At 47.9% G+C, this 21916-nt stretch carries 12 protein-coding genes; 4 read left to right on the top strand and 8 right to left on the bottom strand.

Annotation, left to right across the window (positions count from 1 at the left end):
- The 3 genes from ftsA to Tanf_RS11225 are packed head-to-tail and all read left to right on the top strand — an operon-like array spanning position 1 to position 3192.
- Positions 1-1323 carry a cell division protein FtsA gene (gene ftsA, locus Tanf_RS11235; RefSeq protein WP_046825923.1) on the top strand — a complete coding sequence of 441 codons (1323 nt, stop codon included), beginning with the start codon at positions 1-3 and terminating at the stop codon, positions 1321-1323.
- A 24-nt stretch (positions 1324-1347) separates the two neighbouring features.
- On the top strand, positions 1348-2709 hold the full coding sequence (ftsZ, locus tag Tanf_RS11230) for a cell division protein FtsZ (RefSeq protein WP_046825959.1): 1362 nt from the start codon (positions 1348-1350) through the stop codon (positions 2707-2709).
- A 33-nt stretch (positions 2710-2742) separates the two neighbouring features.
- Positions 2743-3192 carry a GatB/YqeY domain-containing protein gene (locus Tanf_RS11225; protein ID WP_046825922.1) on the top strand — a complete coding sequence of 150 codons (450 nt, stop codon included), beginning with the start codon at positions 2743-2745 and terminating at the stop codon, positions 3190-3192.
- A gap of 204 nt (positions 3193-3396) precedes the next feature.
- Here the strand turns inward: Tanf_RS11225 and Tanf_RS11220 are convergent, their stop codons facing one another.
- Together Tanf_RS11220 and Tanf_RS11215 are read right to left on the bottom strand one after the other, a co-directional pair.
- On the bottom strand, positions 3397-5157 hold the full coding sequence (locus Tanf_RS11220) for a RagB/SusD family nutrient uptake outer membrane protein (RefSeq protein WP_046825921.1): 1761 nt from the start codon (positions 5155-5157) through the stop codon (positions 3397-3399).
- A 32-nt stretch (positions 5158-5189) separates the two neighbouring features.
- Positions 5190-8465, bottom strand: coding sequence for a SusC/RagA family TonB-linked outer membrane protein (locus tag Tanf_RS11215; protein ID WP_046825920.1), 3276 nt, complete (start codon positions 8463-8465; stop codon positions 5190-5192).
- Positions 8466-8746: 281 nt separating this feature from the next.
- Between Tanf_RS11215 and Tanf_RS11210 the strand changes: the two genes are divergently transcribed.
- Positions 8747-9379 (top strand): trimeric intracellular cation channel family protein, encoded by a 633-nt coding sequence (locus Tanf_RS11210; RefSeq protein ID WP_014223850.1) that lies wholly within the window; start codon positions 8747-8749, stop codon positions 9377-9379.
- Between the two features lie 174 nt (positions 9380-9553).
- Here Tanf_RS11210 and Tanf_RS11205 read toward each other — a convergent pair whose 3' ends face one another.
- From Tanf_RS11205 to Tanf_RS11175, 6 genes are all read right to left on the bottom strand, one after another.
- Positions 9554-11599 (bottom strand): TonB-dependent receptor, encoded by a 2046-nt coding sequence (locus tag Tanf_RS11205; RefSeq protein WP_046825919.1) that lies wholly within the window; start codon positions 11597-11599, stop codon positions 9554-9556.
- A 10-nt stretch (positions 11600-11609) separates the two neighbouring features.
- Positions 11610-12455 (bottom strand): GLPGLI family protein, encoded by an 846-nt coding sequence (locus Tanf_RS11200; protein ID WP_046825918.1) that lies wholly within the window; start codon positions 12453-12455, stop codon positions 11610-11612.
- A gap of 427 nt (positions 12456-12882) precedes the next feature.
- Positions 12883-16059 (bottom strand): efflux RND transporter permease subunit, encoded by a 3177-nt coding sequence (locus Tanf_RS11190; RefSeq protein ID WP_046825916.1) that lies wholly within the window; start codon positions 16057-16059, stop codon positions 12883-12885.
- Positions 16060-16092: 33 nt separating this feature from the next.
- The gene (locus tag Tanf_RS11185) at positions 16093-17229 is read right to left on the bottom strand and encodes a BF3164 family lipoprotein (protein ID WP_161794965.1); all 1137 of its coding nucleotides are present in this window, start codon (positions 17227-17229) and stop codon (positions 16093-16095) included.
- Between the two features lie 39 nt (positions 17230-17268).
- Positions 17269-18792 carry a TolC family protein gene (locus Tanf_RS11180; protein WP_080948628.1) on the bottom strand — a complete coding sequence of 508 codons (1524 nt, stop codon included), beginning with the start codon at positions 18790-18792 and terminating at the stop codon, positions 17269-17271.
- Between the two features lie 9 nt (positions 18793-18801).
- Complete coding sequence (locus Tanf_RS11175; RefSeq protein ID WP_046825915.1) at positions 18802-21894, bottom strand: efflux RND transporter permease subunit; 3093 nt, start codon at positions 21892-21894, stop codon at positions 18802-18804.
- Positions 21895-21916: the final 22 nt, after the last annotated feature.

The raw sequence follows: 21916 nt of genomic DNA, 5'->3' as shown, positions 1-21916 counted from the left end.
ATGGTGACAGATTATATTGTAGCGATTTACTTGGGAACTTCTCATCTGGTCGGAATAATCGGGAAGAAAAATGCTCGGGGGACATTTACGCTGGTAGCCGATGAGGTCAAAGAGTCGACCTTATGTATTCAGCGTGGGTGTATCCACAATGTAGCGGAGACAGCCATTCGTATCAAACGACTTATTCTGGAGTTGCAAAACAAACTCCCGAATTCCCGTATTGAGAAGGTGTATATCGGGATAGGAGGGCAATCTCTTCGTTCGATCGACCATTCCGAAGTGCGTACGATCAATGCCGATGCTTTCGTGACGGAAGAAGATATCCGAATCCTGAACAGCCAGTGCGGAAACTATCATCCGGATATGCTTGACGTGCTGGCTATCGCTCCTCCGGTATACTATCTCGACGACAAGCGTACAACAAACCCGGTAGGCATCCCCTGCAAACGTATTGAAGCGCGATATAAACTGATTGTGGGGCAGCCGATCATCCGCAAGTCCGTCATCAACAGCATCGAGAATCAGGCGCATATTACAGTCGCCGGCATTATTGTATCGCCTCTCGCCTTGGCCGATGCCATGCTAAGCCCCGACGAGAAAGAATTGGGATGTGCGGTGATCGACTTCGGCGCCGGTGTCACTTCCCTCGTCGTTTACAAGAACGGGGCGCTGAAACATTTGTCCGTAATCCCGCTGGGTGGCAATCTGATTACGCGCGACCTGACAAGTCTTCATCTCGTAGCCTCGGAAGCGGAGCGACTGAAAATCACGTATGGCGATGCCATGCCCGATAAGACCCAGGACGGAACAGTCTCCTTGGGAGCAATGGAAGGAACCGGTATGCGGGAGATCGATATGAGCGAGATCAATACCGTCGTTGAGGCGCGTGCCAAGGAAATTGTCGAGAATGTCTATGCACGGCTGGAAGAAAACGATCTGAAAGACGCATTAGGTGCAGGAATTGTACTCACGGGCGGTGCCTCGTCATTGAAAAATTTACAGGAGATGGTACGCGAACGTTTCAGGCTGGATGTTCGTTATTCGGCGATTCGGAAAGGGCTGATCGAAAACGAAAACGATATGGTAGGCAACCCGCGATACATGAGTGCGATCGCCGTTCTGTTACAGGGGACGGAAAATTGTATCGAACTCCTCCACCAACAACGAACGACAGACTCCGATCCCGTGACGGAAGATGATCACGACTCGGAACAGGAGGAAGAGCCGGAGAAACCGGCTCCGAAGAAGCCTTCAAAACAGAAGAAAAGCAGCCTTTTGGGTGGATTCGGAAAATTTGCCAAAGGATTTTTCGACGAAGATTAAACAGCAAAATAAATGCATACGATTATGAGTGATACGATATTACAATTCAATCTCCCGACAGATACGCGTAAGATCATCAAAGTGGTCGGTGTCGGTGGTGGCGGCGGAAACGCTGTCACACATATGTATAAGGAGGGTATCCACGATGTTTCTTTTGTGCTTTGCAATACGGACAGTCAGGCGTTGTCGCGTTCGGAAGTGCCGGTCAAGATTGCTCTGGGACGCACGGTGACCGAAGGACTTGGCGCGGGAAATAATCCGGAGCGTGCCGAACTGGCGGCCAGAGAGAGCGAAGAAGAAATCCACACGATGCTGAACGATGGTACGAAGATGGTCTTCATCACTGCCGGGATGGGAGGCGGCACCGGGACGGGGGCGGCTCCGGTGATTGCTCAAATAGCCAAAGATATGGGGATTCTGACGGTCGGTATCGTCACGATTCCGTTTCTTTTCGAAGGCCCGCCCAAAATCATTCAGGCCTTGAACGGCGTCGAAGCGATCAGCCGGAACGTGGATGCGCTGTTAGTCGTGAACAACGAGCGGCTGAACGAAATCTATGCCGATCTGACGATGCTCAATGCCTTTAAAAAAGCGGACGATACGCTGACCATCGCCGCCAAGAGTATTGCCGAGATTATCACGCTCGACGGTGTCATCAATCTCGACTTTGCCGATGTAAAGACGACCTTGCAGAATGGAGGCGTAGCGTTGATCAGCAATGGATACGGCGAAGGGGAAGGCCGGCTGGAGCAAGCCATTCAGGATGCGCTCCGGTCACCGCTGCTCAATAACAACGAGATCTCGAATGCCAAGAAGATTCTTTTCAATATCTCGTTCAGCAGTAACACTCAGGAGGCGGACGGCAACGAGCTGCGGATGGATGAGGTGCGCTATATGACGGAGTTTATGAAACAGTTCGGCGAAGACATTGAGGTGATCTGGGGAACGGCCATCGACGAATCACTGAAAGGAAAGGTTAAATTCACGGTGCTGGCCACCGGTTTCGATCTGGAATCAATCCCTGAAATCAAAGATATTCACGACAGTAAGCGCGCGCGTATGAGCGAAGCCGAGATCATGGAAGAGGAAGAACGTCTCCGGACGAAAGAGCGTGAGAAAGAGTTGATTGCGAAGTATTATGGCAAGAAATTGGGAAGTAAGCGCATCCCGCACAAGGTCATGAATGCAAGCATTGCCGTGTTGACGGCCAACGAACTGGATGACGATGCAATCATCACCTTGCTGGAAGAGAATCCGACATACAATCGCGACCCTAAGCTACTGCTTCGCGCCCGCAGCAAAAATGCCGGAGAGCATCAAGCCCACACGCCTGACACACAGTCCCCGCAGTCGGGTAAGCCTAAAATCAGTTTTAGAATAGGATAATCATTGACGCACGAACAATTTAAAATAAACAATATGAGTATATTCGATCAGGTTAGTAACGACATCAAAGCCGCCATGCTGGCGAAAGACAAAGTAAAACTGGAAGCCCTTCGTAACGCGAAGAAATACTTTCTGGAAGCCAAGACCGCTCCGGGAGCTGATGACCTGCTCACCGACGAGGCGGCATTGAAAATCCTTCAGAAGTTAGTTAAACAAGGTCGTGAATCCGCCCGCATTTATACCGAGCAGCATCGTGCCGACCTTGCCGAGGCAGAGTTGGAACAGGTGAAAGCGCTCGAAGGCTATCTGCCCAGTCAACTGTCGCCCGAAGCGCTTGAAGCGGAGGTGAAAAAAATCATTGCTCAGGTCGGTGCAACTTCACTCAAAGAAATGGGCAAGGTGATGGGGGTTGCTTCGAAAACCTTATCCGGTAAGGCCGAAGGCGGAGCCATCTCCGAGGTCGTGAAAAGGCTGCTCGCATGATTACTTTTCTTGTTCGCGGACGAACTTTGAAGGTCTGATTTTGGCCTTCGGGCGTTGGATTGTTTCTAACGGCTGAAAACGGCTGATCGCTTTTTCAAATGTTTCAATAGCTTATCGGATACCTGTGAGAGAAAAAAGGTGTGCCAAAATATTGTATTTTGGCACACCCTCTTTTTACGGATTACGTGAACGATTCAATTCGATTTACTTCCACAGATCGTTCTGAACGAGGTAAGGCTTACCGTTTTCGTCTACTCCTTTATCTTTGATCTGAGCGTCGGGCACAAAGAAATATACCTTATCAAACGTTGTCGATGCCGAAGCAAACTTCGAGAGGTACTGTTTCTCGTACATTACGTACGCTGAAGTTTCTTTCTTCATCACTTCTTTTCCCCACCGTGCATAGTCGTACCATCGTTGTCCTTCCATGGCCAGTTCCAACTTGCGCTCGAAGCGGATGGCTGTAATACACGTATTTTTGTCCGTAAACGCGGCGTGAGTAGACGGATAGGTTTTGACTACATATTTCTGTCCCTTTCCGTCGGGGAATTGAATGATATTGGCTGCGTTACCGGCACGGGTGCGAATTTTATTCACTTGCTCCATGGCAGCCGATAATTCGCCGTCGTTGGCTAAACATTCGGCATAAAGCAGAATCATATCGCGCACCGAGAGGTATTGCATGTTCAAGGCCACAGCTGGCGCCCAGCCTGCATAACGGCTGCGCGAAGCATAACCGGCCTCTTCTTCGGCTTTCGTCCAGACGTGTTTCTTGGGCAGGAAGATGCCGCCGTTTCCTTTGTCGCGGATTCCGTAACCGTCTTTAAAGCAGATGTCCCAGTCTTTATACGGCACGCCCTGACGTCCTACGGCAAAGTCGAGACGCGGGTCTACGGCAATCGTGAAGTCATTTTTAAACTGGCTGCCGGCCGGTGCGCTTCCGTCGAACACCGACACGCTGGGCTTGCTTCGGTAAGAATAGTCGAGATACGGCAGTCCGTCGGCATCGACTTGATACGAGTTGACCAGATCGTATGACGGCTGGAAAAATCCGCAGCATCCGCCCGGTGCATTTTTGTTCACGTTATGCGGGAAGTTCAGCGAATAGCCCGGTAATCCGTTGTTGTTGGCGTCGAGCGAATGCTGCACGGCGAAGATCGATTCTTTACCGTTATCCTTGAAGGCGTTGAAATTGTTGTTCAGGTCGTCTTCTAGCCCGTATTTCAATCCGTTCGATGTCTGTCCGTTGGCTAACAGGTCGGCTAAGACCGGTTTGGCTTCGGCCATTTTCCCCTGTTGCATCAGCATCTTTGCTTTCAAGGCTTTGGCAGCCCATACATTGACACGTCCTACTTCGCTCTGTTTCTCCGGCAATAACGAGATCGCCTGATCGATTTCTGCCATGATGTTCGGGTAGATATCCGTTCCGTTGTACACTTTCGGATCGTCTTCTTCATTGTCCCACGGTATCCATGCCAGTGATGCCGGTCCCATGAGTTTCACCCCTTCGAAGTAATACAGCGAACGCAGGAAGAACAGCTCGCCTTCGCGCGATTTAGCTACATCCGCGGCTATATCTTTGGCTTTCTTCAGGGCTCTCAATGCAATATTACATCGCTGTACCCCTTTATAGGTCCATTCCCATTTTTGCCGTACGTAATCGTTCGTCGTGAGCGGAGCATACGTTTCTATTTCGTTGATAACGGATTGGTCGCCGGCAGACGAGCCTTTGTTGGCATCACCGCCGATAATACTGCCGAATACCCAGTTAAAGGGCGTCGCTCCCCAGCCGTTCTCCGTCAGATTCGCATATGCGTTGGTCGTAAGCAATTCTACCCCCTGCGCGTTTTCCAACATGTCACCTGAAAAGCTGCCCTGAGGATCTTTGTAAAGAAAGTTTTCGCCGCATGAAGTCATCCCCAGAACTGCGGCTGTCAGAGTGATGGTATATATAATTCGTTTCATGATGTTATTTTTTAAGATGATACATATTTACTTCAGAATACCAGATTGACACCAAAGATAAATTTGATGCTGTTCGGAATTCCCCCTACGTCGATTCCTTTTTCCAAATCGCCACCCGAAGCCGTTTTGTCACGGTTCGTTACTTCAGGGTCGATTCCCTTATAGCCTGTGATCGTCAGTAGATTCTCCGCTTGCACGTAGAAGCGCAGGTTCTCGATCGTCGCTTTCCGGAGCCAGTTCTTCGGGAGGGTATATCCCAATGTAATATGCTTCATCCGTGCATACGTTCCATCTTCCACATAGTAGGAGTTCGCATTCGTTCCGGATTTGTTATCCTGTTTGTCAAGGATCGGCAAAATGGCATTCTTCTTGCCCGGTTCCCATGAGAGATCGCGCATACGAGACGAACGGTTCCCGTTAAACATCCAGAAGTCGGTAAAATACTTGGCTCCGTTGAAGATTTCGTTTCCGACACAGGCATACCAGAACATCGAGAAGTCAAATCCTTTATAACCCAGTCCGACATTCAACCCCGCCGTAAAATCGGGATGCGGTGAGCCAAGCACATCACGATCGTTGGTCGTAATCTTACCGTCGCCATCTACATCGCGATATTTGAATTTACCGATATACGTTTTCGGGTCGAATTTCCCGGCCGTTTCACCCAGCGGAGTCAATGCCTTTACTTCTTCTTCCGACTCATAGAATCCGTCGATCTGATATCCGTAAAATTCACCGATCGGACGACCTTTCATCGTACGCGAAACCGGGCCTGAAATACGGTCGGAGTAGCCATACTTGGCCGCCTTGTCCGAAACGCCAATTTTCAAGACCTCATTTTTATAGGTAGAAACGTTCAGATTGACATTCCACGACAGATCACCGTTTCTGTCCTGATAGTTGATCATAAAGTCGACTCCCGTATTCTTCATGTCGCCGATGTTGATGTACGGTTTGTCTGCTCCTCCGGCCAGATTTGAATAAACGGCCTCAACCAGCATATCCGTACTTTTCTTATACCACCATTCTATATTGGTCGAGAATTTACCTTCGAGGAAGGTGGCATCCAAACCGATATTCGTCGTTTCTACGCGCTCCCACTTCGTATCCGGGTTGCCGAAGGTACCCATCCGGTAACCGAGCTGAGAAGATGTTTGTCTGCCAGTGAAGTCGTAATTCGTGCGACTGGGATTGGTAGAATAAGTTGAAATAAAGTTCGTAGCTCGCGGGAAGGTCGAGTTACCGGCCTGTCCGTATCCGACACGCAGTTTCAGGTCGTCGAGCCATTCGAAGTCTTTCATAAACTCTTCGGACGAGAGACGCCATGCAGCCGAGACAGACGGGAAGGTTCCGTAACGGTTCGACTTGGAGAAACGCGATACGCCGTCGCGCCGTACCGTAGCCGTCAACAGGTATTTATCGGCAAACGAATAGTTGGCGCGTCCGAAAATACCGAACGAAGCATATTCGCCTTTGTAGTCGGATTCCGCTCTACGGAAATTATTGTATTCGCCCATATCCAAGGTCCAGGTTCTGACATCGTCTTCGTAAAGGTAATTCCGGCGATATCCCAGCATCTTCCGTCCTAATCCGTCGCGAACGGCCTCGGTCCCCACCAGTAAGTTGAGTTTGTGTACTTCGTTAAATGTCCGGTTGAATGTTAACGTATTGGTCCATACCCAGCGGAAGTTAAAGCCGGCTTCTTCGGTCAATCCGTTCGCCCCGGGCGATTCGGAGAATTCCAAATCTTTTTTCGACATGCTGTAACTGTAATTTCCGGCATAGTCGATACCGAAGCTGGTACGGAAGGTCAGGTCTTTCATGAAATCTACTTCGCCCCAGATGTTTCCGAAAATGCGGGTATTCGACCAGTAATTGTCTTTGTTTCGAATGGCATCAGCCACCGGATTGATAAAGTTTCCGGTACCGGCGATTTTCGAACCGGCAAAATGTCCCTGTATATCATAGACAGGTACCCACGGCGAAGCGCGGTACGTCCACGAATAAGGGGTTGCCTCGTCCGAATCTTCATCCAGACCGTTATCTTTTGTCCATGCGTACGTCAGGTTTTCCCCCACGCGCAACCAGTCGCGTACATTATACGACGTATTGGCGCGGATCTGATAACGACGGAAATACTGGTGAATGACCGTTCCTTCCTGATCGTAATAATTGGCCGAGAACAGGTAAGAGCCGTGGTTCGAACCGCCTTGCAAAGAGAGTTGATGGTTCTGAATCACTCCGGTACGGCTTAATTCGTTCCACCAGTCTGTTCCTTGGGCATCCCAGGGAACCATTTGATTCGCCGGATAACTGTAATCGGCAGGGTTCAGTTGCTGCCCCTCTGCTCCTTTGGTCGAGAGATAATTGGGGATGGAAGGGGTGGCTCCGGTGCCGAATTGCTTATGCGAGGGCAGATCGTTGCTGTTTCTGATTTTGTAGCCATTGGCTTGTGCCGCCCATTCCACGTTCAGACGGTCGGTGGCATTCAGAACGTCGTACTTCTTGCCAGTCGTCGATCCGCCGATGTACGCGTCGTACGTCAATTTCGGACGCTGGGCGGTTTTCAATCCTTTTTTCGTGGTGATCAGGATGACACCGTTCGAGGCCTCTGCTCCGTAGATCGCGGCCGAAGACGCATCTTTCAACACCTGCATGCTCTCGATGTCGTTCGGGTTGATGCTGTTGAGGTTCTGGTTACGGGTTGACACTCCGTCGATCACGTAAAGCGGGCCGTTATCATTGACCGTACCGATACCGCGGATACGCACCATCGACTTCGAGCCGGGCGAACCGGTGGAACCGATCACTACGCCGGCGGCACGTCCCTGCAACTGCTGAGTAGCCGAAGCCGAAGGTGTTTTCAACAACTCGTCTGCATTCACCACAGCTACCGAGCCGGTGATGTCCTTCTTCTGCTGGGTACCGTACCCTACGACTACAACCTCCTGTAGCTTTTGAGTGTCTTCTTTTAAAACCACTCTCGATAAATTGTTGGACGAGGGCAGTGTTTGGGAAATAAAACCGATGTAGGAGAACGTCAATTGTGCTCCTGCCGGTACTTCGAGTGTAAATTTGCCGTCAATGTCGGTGATCGTTCCCGTAGTTGTACCGGAAACGGATACGTTCACTCCCAGCAAAGGGACGCCCTGTTCATCCACTACCGTTCCTGAAACGGTTCTTGACTGCTGCGTAACGGCAACAGTCACATTCTCTGCATACGACGAAAAGGAAGGCACTCCTGTTGTAAGCAACAGGCCGAACGCCATGCCCATTCCGTGTTTCAATACTGATTGCTTGTGCATCATGGTACAAAATGAAAAGATTAATTAAAGATTGTGTTTATAATTCGTACTGTCTGCAAAAGACGACTTGTAGCTTTGCTTCCGTATGAACGTTTCAAAAAAAGAAAAACCACGACTCGTCTTTTTTGTAAGACGGTTCAAAGTAAAGGATATTTTTTTAAAAGTGGCATTTTTTTGAAAAGTAAAAACTATGTTATTAAACATGATTTTTCTCGTTTTATCTAATAAAAAATCATAATGTATTATATCTTTGCAACTTCAAACAAACAGAGAAGAGAAATAAAATGGAGTCGTTGCAATATGATGCCTCGCTGTTTTCGCTCAGGGATATCATCGAATATGCGGGAACGATCGTTTTTGCCATCAGCGGTATCCGGCTGGCGGCAGCGAAGGAGTTCGACTGGTTCGGGGCGTTTGTGGTCGGTCTTGTTACGGCCATCGGGGGCGGGACGCTGCGCGATTTGCTGCTCGGAGTCACTCCGTTTTGGATGCTCAGCCCGTCATACATGTACTGTACCCTGCTGGGGATGGGGATTGTGTTTATCTTCAGCAAACAGTTGGTGCGGCTCGATACGCCTTTCTTTATTTTCGACGCGATTGGTCTGGCGCTTTTTGTCGTCATCGGCGTAGAGAAGACGCTGGAGCTGAATTATCCGTTCTGGGTAGCCATTACGATGGGGACGATTACAGGCATTGCAGGCGGAGTCATGCGTGATATTTTTATCAACGAAACACCGCTCGTCTTCCGGCAGGAAGTCTATGCATTGGCCTGCGTGATGGGAGGGATTGTCTTTGCTCTTTGCTATACCATGGCATACAGCAATGAGGTGTGCGAACTGTCTTCATCGGCCACGATCCTGCTGATACGCATACTTGCCGTCAAATACCATTGGAGGCTTCCCAAAATGAAACATTGAAAGTGCTTTTCATTAACTTTTCGAGGTGTTGATCGGGGGCAATAGTATGCCAGCTTTGCCATGATACCGCTACGAATGAAAGACGTATCACGTATGTTTGACTCATTATGAAATGTACTTTTCATTCCTCAGAGAGATATATGACTGCTGAGCGGAAAATGCTTAAATCATCGATCAATGCTTAAACCGTAAACTGATCAATACTTCCGATGGACGTAACTTATCTGTTTGCGTAACCGTGTTTATCGTGTTATAATCACTGATGACATGCAGTTTCCGGTTGAAGATATTGCTCCAATCAAGGCTGAGGGTAAGATGTTGAAAATCATATTGGATACCCAAGTCGGTAAATAGTAGGTTCGATGTCGATGTATAGGGAGCTTTGATGTAGAAATGCTGCAGGTTACATGTGAAGAAAAGTCGATCGGTTGCTCCGAAATAAGTATACAACCGATGGTTGATCAGAGGAATGTATGAGTCTATAGGCCTATGATTCATGCTTATTCCCGAAAAAAAAGCATTCATCGTATAATCGAAATTTAGATTGCGTTTAGCTTTCCACTTCAACGATGGTTCCACACCGAATGAGTGTTGAGTATAATTGATGCTCGATCCTTGCTGTTCCACCACGGATTTGCTTTGATTATATGACAAATTTATACTTGCTGTGAGCGAGATTTCCATAAACAATTTAGACGCTGACAGGGTATTGAGCCAGAAGGAAGACAATCGGTCTTTTTGCTCCCACCACGAGAAAGTGTAGATGTCACGAACAAAGCTTGCTGGTATAAGATTGTCTTTATAGAGGGAATAAATAGTTAAGTAGCTCGTCTGAAGAAAGTGTGAAATGTTTTTATAAAAAACGCCAAAGTTTATGCTTTGCGAAGCATTGAACTGTAACGCCTCGATTCCTTTTGAAAACAAATTATATCGTTCGAGCACATAGCCTGTTCCCATCTCGTTGAGATCGCCGTAATGGGTAGTGTATGAATATCCGGCATTGAATTTGAAATCTCCGCTGGGGGCGAATATTAAGCGAAGGCGAGGATGGATATAGGTATATGTTGCTTTCTTTCCCGAGTAATTTGTTCGCAGGTGATTGGCGGAGGCCGACGATGAAATCGTCCAACTCCGGTAATTCATTCGGTACGAAGGCTCTACATAAAACCGAGACGTGTGCCACGTAAGATCGTTAACGAAGGTATCTGTCACCAGCGGCCATGGTGATAAATCTGATTCGATTTTTTGCCCGGTCCATGCGATACCACATTTCAATCCAAAGGATTGGTCGTGTTTTTTGTAGTTCAACGTAATATGCGTGTTGCTGAAACCTTCATTAAATCTGCAAGATTGACCGACATGGCTGGATCGAAATAGCGGCAAACTGTCGGATGAGGAGAGCATCAGCTTCTGTGGGAGGTGTGTGTATTCGGACTCATTCTCGATTCCGGCCGATACGTTGCCAAGAAGTCGGAGTATCGAGGTGTTATTTTTCAGGTGCACACGCGGAAGATGTATTTTCTGGCGTAGTGTATATGGACTGGAAAAGTCTTTCAGCTTGATGTTCAATGCGGCTTGTTCCGTCTGGCTACGGTCGCGAAGCATTTTTATCGGTTCGTGATTTTCATAAACTTGCACAGCAGCAATATCACTGGGTGACAAATTTTTGGTGGCAAGCGAATAGCGTTCTCCGAGCAAATTCATGTCTTCGATATAAAACCGGTTGATAGGTTTTCCGTCATATTGTACGCGTCCGTCACTTTGTACATGGATTCCAGGCATACGTGCCAGTACATCGGCCAGATTTCGGTCTTGCGGGCGATGAAAGTTCGACATATAGTAACTGATCGTATCTCCTTGCCGGCGGATGGGAGAGGAAATGACTTTTATCTCACGTAGCGTTAGGGACGATTCTTTGAGCAGAATCTCCGTCTGTTGGGTCTGTGCCGGTATTTTTTGCCGGTACGGTTCGTATCCCAGACGCGAAGTCGTTAGAAGGAATTCTTGTTGAGGGTCTTGTGGGCATTCGAGTATAAAGCTCCCATCCGGTTGCGAATACGAATAGGCCAGAATTCTTTTTCCATCTTCAGTCATGAGTATGATATATACATCGGGAATTGGTTGTCCCGACGTCGCACATTTTAGGATACCTCTTATTTTCTGCTGTGCAGAAAGAGAGAAGATGGTAGAGAGAAAAAAAAACAAGAAACCGTATTTCATAAAAAGATGTTTATTCCTGCTTTTCTAAGGGGATATAGGGTGTGCCACCTTTTTCACGATGCCGTTCATTTTCTCGCTCCTGCTCGGGACTAAGAAGAATTTCTCCTTTTCCTTCCAAGATAAACAGGTTGGTGAAAGTCGTAAAATCGCGATAACGAAGAGCTTCCATCTTCTGATAATCTTTTTTAGTCGTTTTTTTGTAAAGCTTTCCAAATTGTGTTTTATTTTCTATCGAAACAGGCGTTTGATCTTTCAAGGTTTCGAATCCTTGTAGTTCGAACTGAAAAAATTGCTCAGAGTCAATCGCATAAATAATTAATCCAGGCAGTCCCCATAGCTTCCATGGACCTTTATTCAGCGGTATCTCTGGTGCAAAATAAACGGTCCATTTTCTTCCCAGATATATGGCTTGCGCTTCTTTACAGGCATAACCTGCAATTGTTTTCTCTCCTGCTCCAAACGTCCAGGCCGGAAGGAATCTCTTTTCATCATAATAATAGTAATCAACTAAATGTTCTATTACATGAAATTGACCAGGTTCATCCATATTATAAATCGTGGTCTTTGTACCTTTCTTAAACCGGCGATTATCCTCAACCACATCGTAAGCAGATAGCCCTTTCTTCAATCCTGCGATTTTATTTGAATCCCTGACTTGCGTATAACGGCTGTAATACTTAGATGAATTATTGCCAATATCCAAATATATCAGATCGGTCTCTACAAAATCTTTTTGCAGCGGATCTGTTTTATAAGAGAATGTATAGCTTGCCCGAAATAGGAACTGGTCTGTTGTTTTCTGTGGGAAAACAGGCTGAAAAAATAGCCATAGTATAAGTATGTGTATGGATTTCATTGATTTTGTTGTTGTGTTTTTTTAAAGATGTCTTGTCTGCCAATCAAGTCAAGTTATTTTGATATAATCTTAATACACATAGAAGTATTTACCTTCTTGACTTTTCACATTCTTCCTCTGCAACATCAAGGTGGTCAGCAGCTCTTTCTGAATTTTTAAAACTTTCATGACAGATCGTACCTCGGCATGTTGTAATGACGCAATATGCATCTATTTTCTTCTTTGCAGCACCACTATCTATAGGTAAGAAACCGGCTGCTATTACACAAAGCAATAAAATAAAAAACACTTTTCTCATGAGAGAAAAAATTTAAAATGAAACTAATTGCAAAGATATAAGGAGGTTTCTTGAATGGAAATTTTTTTTGTTAAAAAAGTGGTGGATATGTTGTATAACATAAATATTCTATCAAAAGAGGCTTGTGGTTTATTTGATGGCTTTCTTTCCTCTTATGGTCATAAGCGGCAGGAAGATCCAGATGCCGAGGATCGACATGGCTAATCCGCCGATCGTGCCGGCAGCCAACGGAAACCAGAAGGCCTCTTTTTCCGTACCTGCCATAAACGGGACGAAACCGAGCATCGTAGAAACGACAGTCAGGAAGATGGGGATGATTTTGGCGTTCCATGCTTTGAGATATGCGTGTATCGGAGTCAGGCGCGGACGGAGTCGGCGCACACGATTGTACTCGTTCAGGATATAGATGCTGGCATTGACGGTGATACCCGAAAGCAGGATAAACGATGCGAACCCACCCTGATCGAAGTTCAGTCTAAACCAGTAAAACGTCAGAAATACCCCGATAAACGAGACAGGAATCACGAAGATGACGGCCAGCGGCTGCCTGATGGAGTTGAACAGCACTGACGAGGTGAAGAAAATGATAATAATCAGCAGCCCGAGTAGTCCGTATTGTTTTTTGTCTTTGTGTTCCCATCCCCATTGGGTGTCTCGCTGTTCGACGGTGTAGCCCATCGGCAGACGTTCACTGAGCGCCTTTACTTCACGTTCGAGCATCTTCCGCCCCTGTGTCCCCGAACCGATATAGTCGTACTGTAACGTGAGGCGATATTGCTGGTTTTCCTTAGCCACTTCCTGCGGTGCCTGTCCCTGCGAAATGTCGGCCAGCTCGTCCAATTTGTACATACGCCCTCCCATGCGATGTGCGACGTGTCGCAAGGCCCAGATGTCGTAATGTTTCCCCTGATGACTTGCCAGCTTGATGTCTTCGCGTTCACCTTCGATAATCAGCGAACCCGCCCACATGTCTCTTGCAAAGATGGGTTGCAGCGACGCGAACAGGTCGCCCGGAAGAATACCGTCGGCGGCGAGGCGTTCCTTTTTCAGATCGAAAGAGAACTCGCGGTAGTCATCTTTGTACCACGAGAAGTCGGAATTGATCGTTACCTCCTTGATGCGCCGGTTGAGCAGGAGCGTGTTTTTGAGCGTATCGGCCCACGCGGCCAGCTCGTCGTAATTATATCCGTAGAATTTCACGCCATAGTTGCCCGCAAATTCCCTCACGCTGTTATCGAAGCCCTGATCCTGCAATCCGTAGACGCTCCAACTGCCTCCGCCCAGCTCCAGCGCTTTGGTGATGACATTACTTTTGAGCAGGTAAGGAAAACCGCTTCGTTCAGCTGCTTTGGTAAAAAATACCCGGATGGATGCACGGCGAGGATCGGGAATATGGGTCTGAAACTGTCGTATTTCGGAGAAACTGCTTAGATAATGCTCCATCTTCTCGACGAGCGCGTTCATTTGCGCCAGTGTGGTACCGTTTGGCATCGAAGCGGTGATGGTCAAAATCAACTCTTCGTTACGGGTGAAGTAACTGCCTTGATACACTTTGTCGACAAAAAGCCGCAATGTGCCACCCAGTACTTTGTTGACAATGGGTTTGACTTTTTCCTTATACGTGGCGTTGTCAAAAATTCGGTTGTATTGTTCTGCGAATTTCGTTTCTTTTTCAATCTTGTCGGGAATCAGGAAGACAGGCAGTCCGAAAGTCAGTACGATGGCAGTGAAAGGAATCCATTTGCGACGTGAGAGCAGGCGGATCATCGCACCGTAAAAACGGTTAAACCATACGATCAGTCGCTTGGAACGCAGAGGAAACCACCGTAGAATACGCGTGCGGGAGATGCGTTTTTTCAGGCGTATTTTCTCAGCCATGGCGGGAACGAAGAACAAGGCTACCGCGAGCGACACACACAAGTTGACCATCACTACGGCAGCGAAATCCTGCAGGTTCAGGCGTATTTTCTCGTCGAGGAAAAAGATGATCGAGAGGGCACCTACGGTTGTCATCGTCGCCGCTAACACGGGCATGAAAACGTTACGGTTGCCGTGGTGCATGAGGTGGTCGGTCATGATGATCGTATTGTCGATGATCAGGCTTAATGAAATGGTAATCCCGGCCAGCGAATAGAGTTGAATCTCCAATCCGAGGAGATAGTAGAAAATTACGGCAATAGCCAGATTGATGGTCAGACTTACGGTGATAAGGAACAGATAGCGCACGTTTCGGGTAATCAGAAGGACGAAGAGCAGCAGGATAAGGACGGTCAGGCCGCTGCGCAGGTAGATTTTGTTCAGTTCGGCATGGATATATTCGGTGGCATCGTAGCTGCTGTGTATCTCGTATCCGGGCGGAAGCAGGCGACGGATTTCGTCCATAGTCTCTTGAACGCGTTCACTGAGGCGGAGCTGGTTGGCGCTTTCTTCGGCCGTGAGCGAGATGTAAATCGAATTCAAGCCGTTGATGCGGTAATAGCTTTGCGGTTCCTGTTCGGTATGCACTACTTCGACGAGCTGATCCAAGCGAATCAGTGCGCCGTCGCAGTTTTTTACGGTGATGGCGGTGGCATCAAAAGCATCGCTTCGACTGCCTGACATCAGCATGATACGCATCCATGCCGCTGTGCCGTCGGCGCTGCGCGTCTCGGCCATACCCAGAAAGTCGGTCGTGTAGTGTTGCGAAACGGCTTCACGGATGTCGTTGACGGTCACACCGAGGGCTTGCAACCGGTCATTGTCGTACATTAGTTGCCATTCCATCGGTGTGGCGCCGTGTACTTCGATCTTGTAAAGTCCGGCAATATCGTTGAGCCGGGGTTTGATATGGTTCTCGGCATATTGCTGGATGACGACAGGTACTGCGGCAGAGTTGACCGTAAAAGTCATGAAGGGGCGCGCCGCATTTTCGTCGGGGCGACGCACGGAGATGTAGGGGTACGAGACTTCGCGCGGCAGGTCGTGCCATGTTTGCCGAACGATGGTCGATGCTTCGAAGCGGGCGGCATCGATGGGCGTATGTTTGTCCAATTCGAGGGTGACGCTTCCCCATCCGTTACCCGATGTAGAATAAATGTTCTTGACACCTTTGATACGTGCCAGCATCGCTTCGAGCTTCGAAGTCGCCGTCATCTCGATTACACGGGCGGAGTTATTGGGCATCGAGAAGTAGACTGTCAGACCGGGCAACGTGTGTGAGGGCGCAAGTTTGACGGGCAACAGCGGAACAAGCGCCAGTCCCATGAGCGCCACACTCAGAAACGCTACGATAACGGTAAAAGCGGATATGGATTGCGTCTTTTTCATTCAAAACAAGGCTTGGGATTCGTCACGTATGCATTAGTTATCTGTTTTGTCTATTCCGTTTAAATTATATTCAAAAAAAGGATCATCATGATTGGTTGATGTTAAATACAATTTTTCGTTTTTTTCGTCGACTGTGAAGTATCCCCACTGATCTAATTTGTATTTTCTAATAGGGATGCCATTCCAATCATATTGTTCGACATAGATATAGTAGTTTTCTTTTTGAGCAGCTCGCACGACTTCGTACGGTGTACGACCACTATACAGGAAATAGACATAATTCTCCTGTGCACAGGCACCCCAGTAATGTGTTATATTCTGATCCAAGCCATCTATAATATAAGGGGTTTTATCATCAAAATCATCACGTGCAAAATTAATGGTACGAACGGTTTCTGCTTCTAAATCCATAAACTTGATGATCTTGAAATATTTGTAAGCATACGCCATACGGTTTTTAGCAGGATTTACCGCGAAACTTCCGATATATGCGAAAGGTGATTTGCAACGGGCATTTAAAGCCAGATTAAAGACCTCTCGTCGGGAAAGAGAATCGCCGTGTTGTGTCGTTCGGTAAATGCTTTTTCCGGTAGGACTGTTCGCGACAAAGGCAAAATCGTTTTTCTCTATATGAGCAAGTTTCATTTCTTCGCCAAATTGATTTCGCTTCTGTTGAGCGTTAAATACAGAAGGACAATAGATGATTGTTCCATCTTCATGCAGTTTATACAATTTTTGATTGGTCGCTTCAAAAAGATAACATAGCTTATCGGTTTCGGATGTCGGCACAAGCGTTGGAAAAAGAAATTCGTCAGGACCGTTACCGTACATTCCTGTTCCTTTTTGTTGTGTCAGGTTGGGCAGACCGAAAATACGAAAAGGCTGTCTGATGTTTTTCATGATCAGACGATCGTCTTTAATCAACATCTCGCATTCGCCGGGTTTGAAAACGACCGTATCTCCTGTGATGTTTTTTCCTGTCAGTTCGACCGTTTCACCAAAAGGATTTTGCTTCTTGTAGAATATTTCGCCCGCCTCAAGTTCCGGAAACGGCAAGACGGTTACTACCGTGTCAATCGAACCGGTATCAACGGTGATCGGTTTCTGCTTATGGGTGCATGATCCGCATAAAATGATCGTAACGATCAATAAAACACTTTTCTTTTCCATAGGTATATTTATTTTTTCGATTATTGAATATGTTTCCATTCATTTTCTGATCGCGTTAAAGTCTATTTCGATGGTGCGGTTCTTTTCAAAATCGAAAAGGGTGAGTTTACGCAACTTGAAATAGCTTTGCCAATAGTTTTTCAGGGCGGCGATATAGTTGCGCTGCGCTTCCTGCCGACGGTTCGTTGAAAGAGTGAGACTGCTGATGTCTGCTTTGCCGATAATAAACCGTTCCTGCGTCTGTTCGTAGGCGACTTTTGCCAATTCGACGGCTTCTTCGGCGCTGCGGATCATCTGTTGCTGCATGGTGAAATCGCCAACGGTCATAATGATGTCTTCCTCGAGGCGAAGTTCGTCTTGCTGCGCGGTGAGTTGCACGATATTGAGGTTGCTTTTGGCCATATTGTACTGTCCCTTGCGCACGCCCCAGTCGACGAGGGGAATGGAAAGCGTAAGCTCCACAAATTCCCGCTGCGAAGGATTACGATAGACATCGCGGAAGGTATTGGCAATTTGATTAAAGCCGATACTGGCCGAGAAGCCGGCGTTAAACAGCGCTTCCTTTCGTGTTTTGTCCAACTTTTGTTGAGATTCGAGCAGTTGGCGCTTCGATTCGAGGTAGCGGGGATTATTTTGGCGGGCGTGCATGAGTGCATCGTCTGTCGAGATGGCGAATGTTTTGGGGTAGTCGGGTAATTGCAGCGTAATTTTCGTGTTTTTGTCGAAGTTCAGGTAAGCAGCGAGCGCGAACATGGCACGTTTGAGACGAATCTCGGCATTCTGAAACGAATTTTGCGCATTTACGCGGTCGAGCTTCAACGTAAACAGTTCGGCCTGTCCGATGGATGCGATTTTGTATTTCTCTTCGCCGATACGGTACAGTTTTTCGGTATTGCTGCGATTTTCTTCGGCCAGCTCATATTCAGCTTGCGCCATCGCCAAGTCGAAAAAATAACCCGCGGCGACTTCGGCCGTTTCTTCCAACTGTGCAATCAATTCTTTCTGCGCCTTTTCAAATTTGAGGGGCGCAATTTTTCTTTCCCAGCGGAAACGATTGTAACCGATCAGCTCCTGATTATATCCGATACTGACAGGAATACTGCTAAACTGACTTTTTTCGTTCTTCCCGAAATTCTGAATATAACCTAATCCCGTATGGATGGAAAATGTTCCTCCCGTAAGGTCAAAATTTTGCTTCGCGGATAAATTACCGTAAGAAGCAAGCGTCTGTTGCCGGCGATAGATGTCGATATCCTGCTGCGAATCGTACCGGTTGGTGAAAGAATGTTTATAGCTCAGCGGAGTCATGCCGAGGCTCAGCGAAGGTAAGCGATCGGCCCGGAAAGAACGATATTCCCAATAGTTAGCCATGTACATGTTCTTGGCACGAAAGGCGGACAGGGAGCTGTCGCCGGCAAGGCGCACGGTTTCTTCGAGGTTAAGGGTGACCGTGCCGGGTTGTTGCGCCGATAAACGGAAGCCGCACAGCCCGCATAGCAGAACTGCGAACGTGATAAAGCCGCACTTTTTGATTAAATCTTCGTATTTCTTTAGCGTTTTCATATCCGTTTTTTATTTTTTGATTTCGTGATACCGATGATCTGCTTTCCGATAGATTGCCCAATAAACCAACGGGATAATAAACAGACTGACGAGCACTCCGATGACCATTGTCCCGATCATGGCGAGCGCAAGAGGCTTTTGCAATTCGGAGCCCAAATCGAACGAGAAAAGTAGGGGGACCATGGCGAAAATGGTGGTCAGTGATGTCATGATAATGGCACGCAAGCGTTTGACCCCCGCTGTATGAATGGCTTCCATCAGAGGGATGCCTTTTTTGCGCAATTCATTGATCATGTCGAGCTTCAAGATACTGTCGTTGATGATGATTCCGCTGGTAACGATCAGTCCGATGGCGCTCATCAGGTTGAGCGTATGACCGGTGAGCCGGAGCAAAACGAGCGCGAAACCGATGTCGATGGGGATTTCGGCCAGTACGATGAGCGGTTGCAGGAAACTTTCGAACTGCGAAGAAAGGATAAAGTACATGAGCAGCATAGATACGAGCAAAATCACGACCAATTCGCCCAGCATCTGTTGATTGGAGAAAAAACTTCCTCCGAAAACGGCTTCCCACGACGCGTCACTGCGAATCGCCTCGTCGGCTTTTTTAATCAAGGCTTCGGGATCTTTTACGTCGTAATAATTTATGGGAACGTATTCGCCGTTTTTGCCGGCAACGATGGTTTTAACGTCTTCGCCGCGACTGATGCTTACCAGTGCCTGTAACGGAATGAACATGGAGGCGCGACCGGTGGCCGGAACGGTCTGCACAAGCGTTTCACGCAAGACTTCTTCGACAGTCTGCTGCTTACCTGCGAGCGAGATCGGGAGATATTGCTGATAGGAGCGCAGCGTAGCGATCCGATTCTCGCGAAAAGCGGTGCGCAACGTGCGATATACTTCGTTATAATCGACATCATAAAGCAGCAACTTCTCCTTATCGATGGCAACGGTGAACTGCTGCTCAAAGGGAATGCCTTCGGCTTCGACCTCGGTGGCCGACTTCAGCCGCTGCTCGATATGACGGATCGCAGCGGCGTCAGGGATGTGATCGCGCTTGACAGGATAAAGCTGCGCGACGACATCGGCTTCGGAGGTGTCGAATATTTTCTCGAAGATGTTTTCGGGAGGAGAAAATGTGATGACAGCTTGCGGATAGTTCGCTTTCGTCCATTCGGCGAGGTGGCCTTTTAATTTGTCGATATCCAACGCTTTGGCCGTGCGGAAGTAAAGTCGCGCTTCGGACGGGGACAAGTCATTTTCTTTGTCGAGAAGATATTGACGGTGACCGACATAACCGGCATGTTCGATCGTCAACGTATCGGCATACTTCATCAGTTCGCAAATCCTCCGGTTATTTTCGTCTACGTGAATGTTTTCGTTCCATTCTACCATGACCATCGTTTCGGTGTGGTCGATATGAGGCATGGTAGACTTCGGCATAATGCGGAACATCAGCACGCAAAAAGGAATGGAGAGCAGCAAAAACAAAAAGGTGACGGTTTTATGACGGAAGACCCATTCAATCCCCCGGTCGTACCAACGAAAGGCCCAACGGTCGATGCCTTCTTGCACGCGCACGAAGAAATTACCGGCCGACAACTTCCGAAAACGTATGCCGTAGATGATTTTATACAGCACCGGCAACAGCATAATGCCCGTAAAGTATGACACAAGCAACCCAACGCTGACGGCAAAGGCCTGCGCAAAGAAGATAGCACCCGCGATGCCGCTCATAAATACAAGAGGCACGAATACGGCGATAGTAGTGAACGTCGAACTGAGAATGGGGGTAATTACTTCGTTCGTACCGCGTATACAGGCTTCTTCGAGGGAGGTTCCTTGCATACGGTACTGACTGATAATATCGGTCACGATAATGGAACTGTCGATCATCATTCCCAAGGCGAGGATAAGCCCGGATAAAGAAATGATGTTGAGCGACTGTCCGAAAAGATAGAAAAAGATAAACGAAGTCACGAGCGAAGTTACCATACTGATGCCGATTACAATAGGCGACTGGGCATCGCCCAAAAAGAGCAGGGCGACGATAAACACAAGCAGGAAGCCGAGCGAAAGATTTTCCTTGAGGTTGGAAATCGTGTAGTCGAGCAATTCGGTCTGGTTGCGGTTAATCGTAAATTCTACGTCGGGATAACTGCGCTCAAGGTCGGTAATGGTTTCGCCGAGGGAGTTTTTAAGATTTTTCATCGTTTCGTCGGCTTGCTTGATGATGCCGAGTGTGACAGCACGCTTGCCGTTAATAAGCGAAAGGCCTGTCTCGGCTTGACGCACGACGTTAATTTTTGCCAAATCTTTGAGCTGAAAAATACGTTCGTCCTTACGCAAATAAATGTTGCGGACATCATCGGGCGTGCGCAGCAGCGATGAGAATTTAATGTTGTATTCATAATAACCGTCGCGCACAATCATGCTGCCGGGCTCGATATTGTTGGCTGCCAACGTCCTTTCAATATCGTTCAAGTTGATAGAAGCGGATTTCAACTTGTCGATATCGGGAACAATCTGTACATGACGGTGCATCAAGCCTGTCATATCGGCCATCGCGACTTCGGATAACTGCTCAATCCGGCGCTTAACGACGTTATCGGCGAACTCGGAAAGGTCGAGGAACTTTTGTTCGTCGGTCACGGTATAAGGTTTGTCGTCCTTCAACGTAAGATTGAGGTAGAAGACGGGAATATCGGCGGCGCTGGCTTTGATAACGCGAGGGCGGCGGAAGTCGCGCGGAAGGTTGTTCATCGCCGCGTCGATTTTCTCGTTTACTTCGATAAAGGCGAGGTCGGTATGGGTGCCGTAGTCGAATTTTAAGCGAATAATGGCGGATCCGTCGCGAGTCTCGCTACGAATATCGCGGAGTTTGCCGGTCTGCATGAGTTGACGGCGAACGGGTTTGACGGCGGTGTTTTCCAATTCGCGGGCGGACATGTTGTCGCCGGTTATCTGCACGGTGATTTCGGGGATGGCAATGTCGGGCAAGAGCGACACGGGCAGCGTGGCGTAGGTGATGATGCCGATAATCACACAAGCGAGGAAAACCATCAGCACGGCAACAGGACGTTGAAGAAGAAATTTGATCATAAACAAGAAGAATTAAACGTAA

It is taken from the genome of Tannerella forsythia (assembly GCF_001006485.1).
Classification (GTDB): Bacteria; Bacteroidota; Bacteroidia; order Bacteroidales; family Tannerellaceae; genus Tannerella; species Tannerella forsythia.
Note: the sequence above shows the minus strand (reverse complement) of the source record. Positions and strands in the feature narration are given on the sequence as shown.

Coding starts and splice junctions, on each gene's coding strand:
- ftsA (WP_046825923.1), top strand. CDS start 1: ATGGTGACAGATTATATTGTAGCGATTTACTTGGGAACTTCTCATCTG.
- ftsZ (WP_046825959.1), top strand. CDS start 1,348: ATGAGTGATACGATATTACAATTCAATCTCCCGACAGATACGCGTAAG.
- Tanf_RS11225 (WP_046825922.1), top strand. CDS start 2,743: ATGAGTATATTCGATCAGGTTAGTAACGACATCAAAGCCGCCATGCTG.
- Tanf_RS11220 (WP_046825921.1), bottom strand. CDS start 5,157: ATGAAACGAATTATATATACCATCACTCTGACAGCCGCAGTTCTGGGG.
- Tanf_RS11215 (WP_046825920.1), bottom strand. CDS start 8,465: ATGATGCACAAGCAATCAGTATTGAAACACGGAATGGGCATGGCGTTC.
- Tanf_RS11210 (WP_014223850.1), top strand. CDS start 8,747: ATGGAGTCGTTGCAATATGATGCCTCGCTGTTTTCGCTCAGGGATATC.
- Tanf_RS11205 (WP_046825919.1), bottom strand. CDS start 11,599: ATGAAATACGGTTTCTTGTTTTTTTTTCTCTCTACCATCTTCTCTCTT.
- Tanf_RS11200 (WP_046825918.1), bottom strand. CDS start 12,455: ATGAAATCCATACACATACTTATACTATGGCTATTTTTTCAGCCTGTT.
- Tanf_RS11190 (WP_046825916.1), bottom strand. CDS start 16,059: ATGAAAAAGACGCAATCCATATCCGCTTTTACCGTTATCGTAGCGTTT.
- Tanf_RS11185 (WP_161794965.1), bottom strand. CDS start 17,229: ATGGAAAAGAAAAGTGTTTTATTGATCGTTACGATCATTTTATGCGGA.
- Tanf_RS11180 (WP_080948628.1), bottom strand. CDS start 18,792: ATGAAAACGCTAAAGAAATACGAAGATTTAATCAAAAAGTGCGGCTTT.
- Tanf_RS11175 (WP_046825915.1), bottom strand. CDS start 21,894: ATGATCAAATTTCTTCTTCAACGTCCTGTTGCCGTGCTGATGGTTTTC.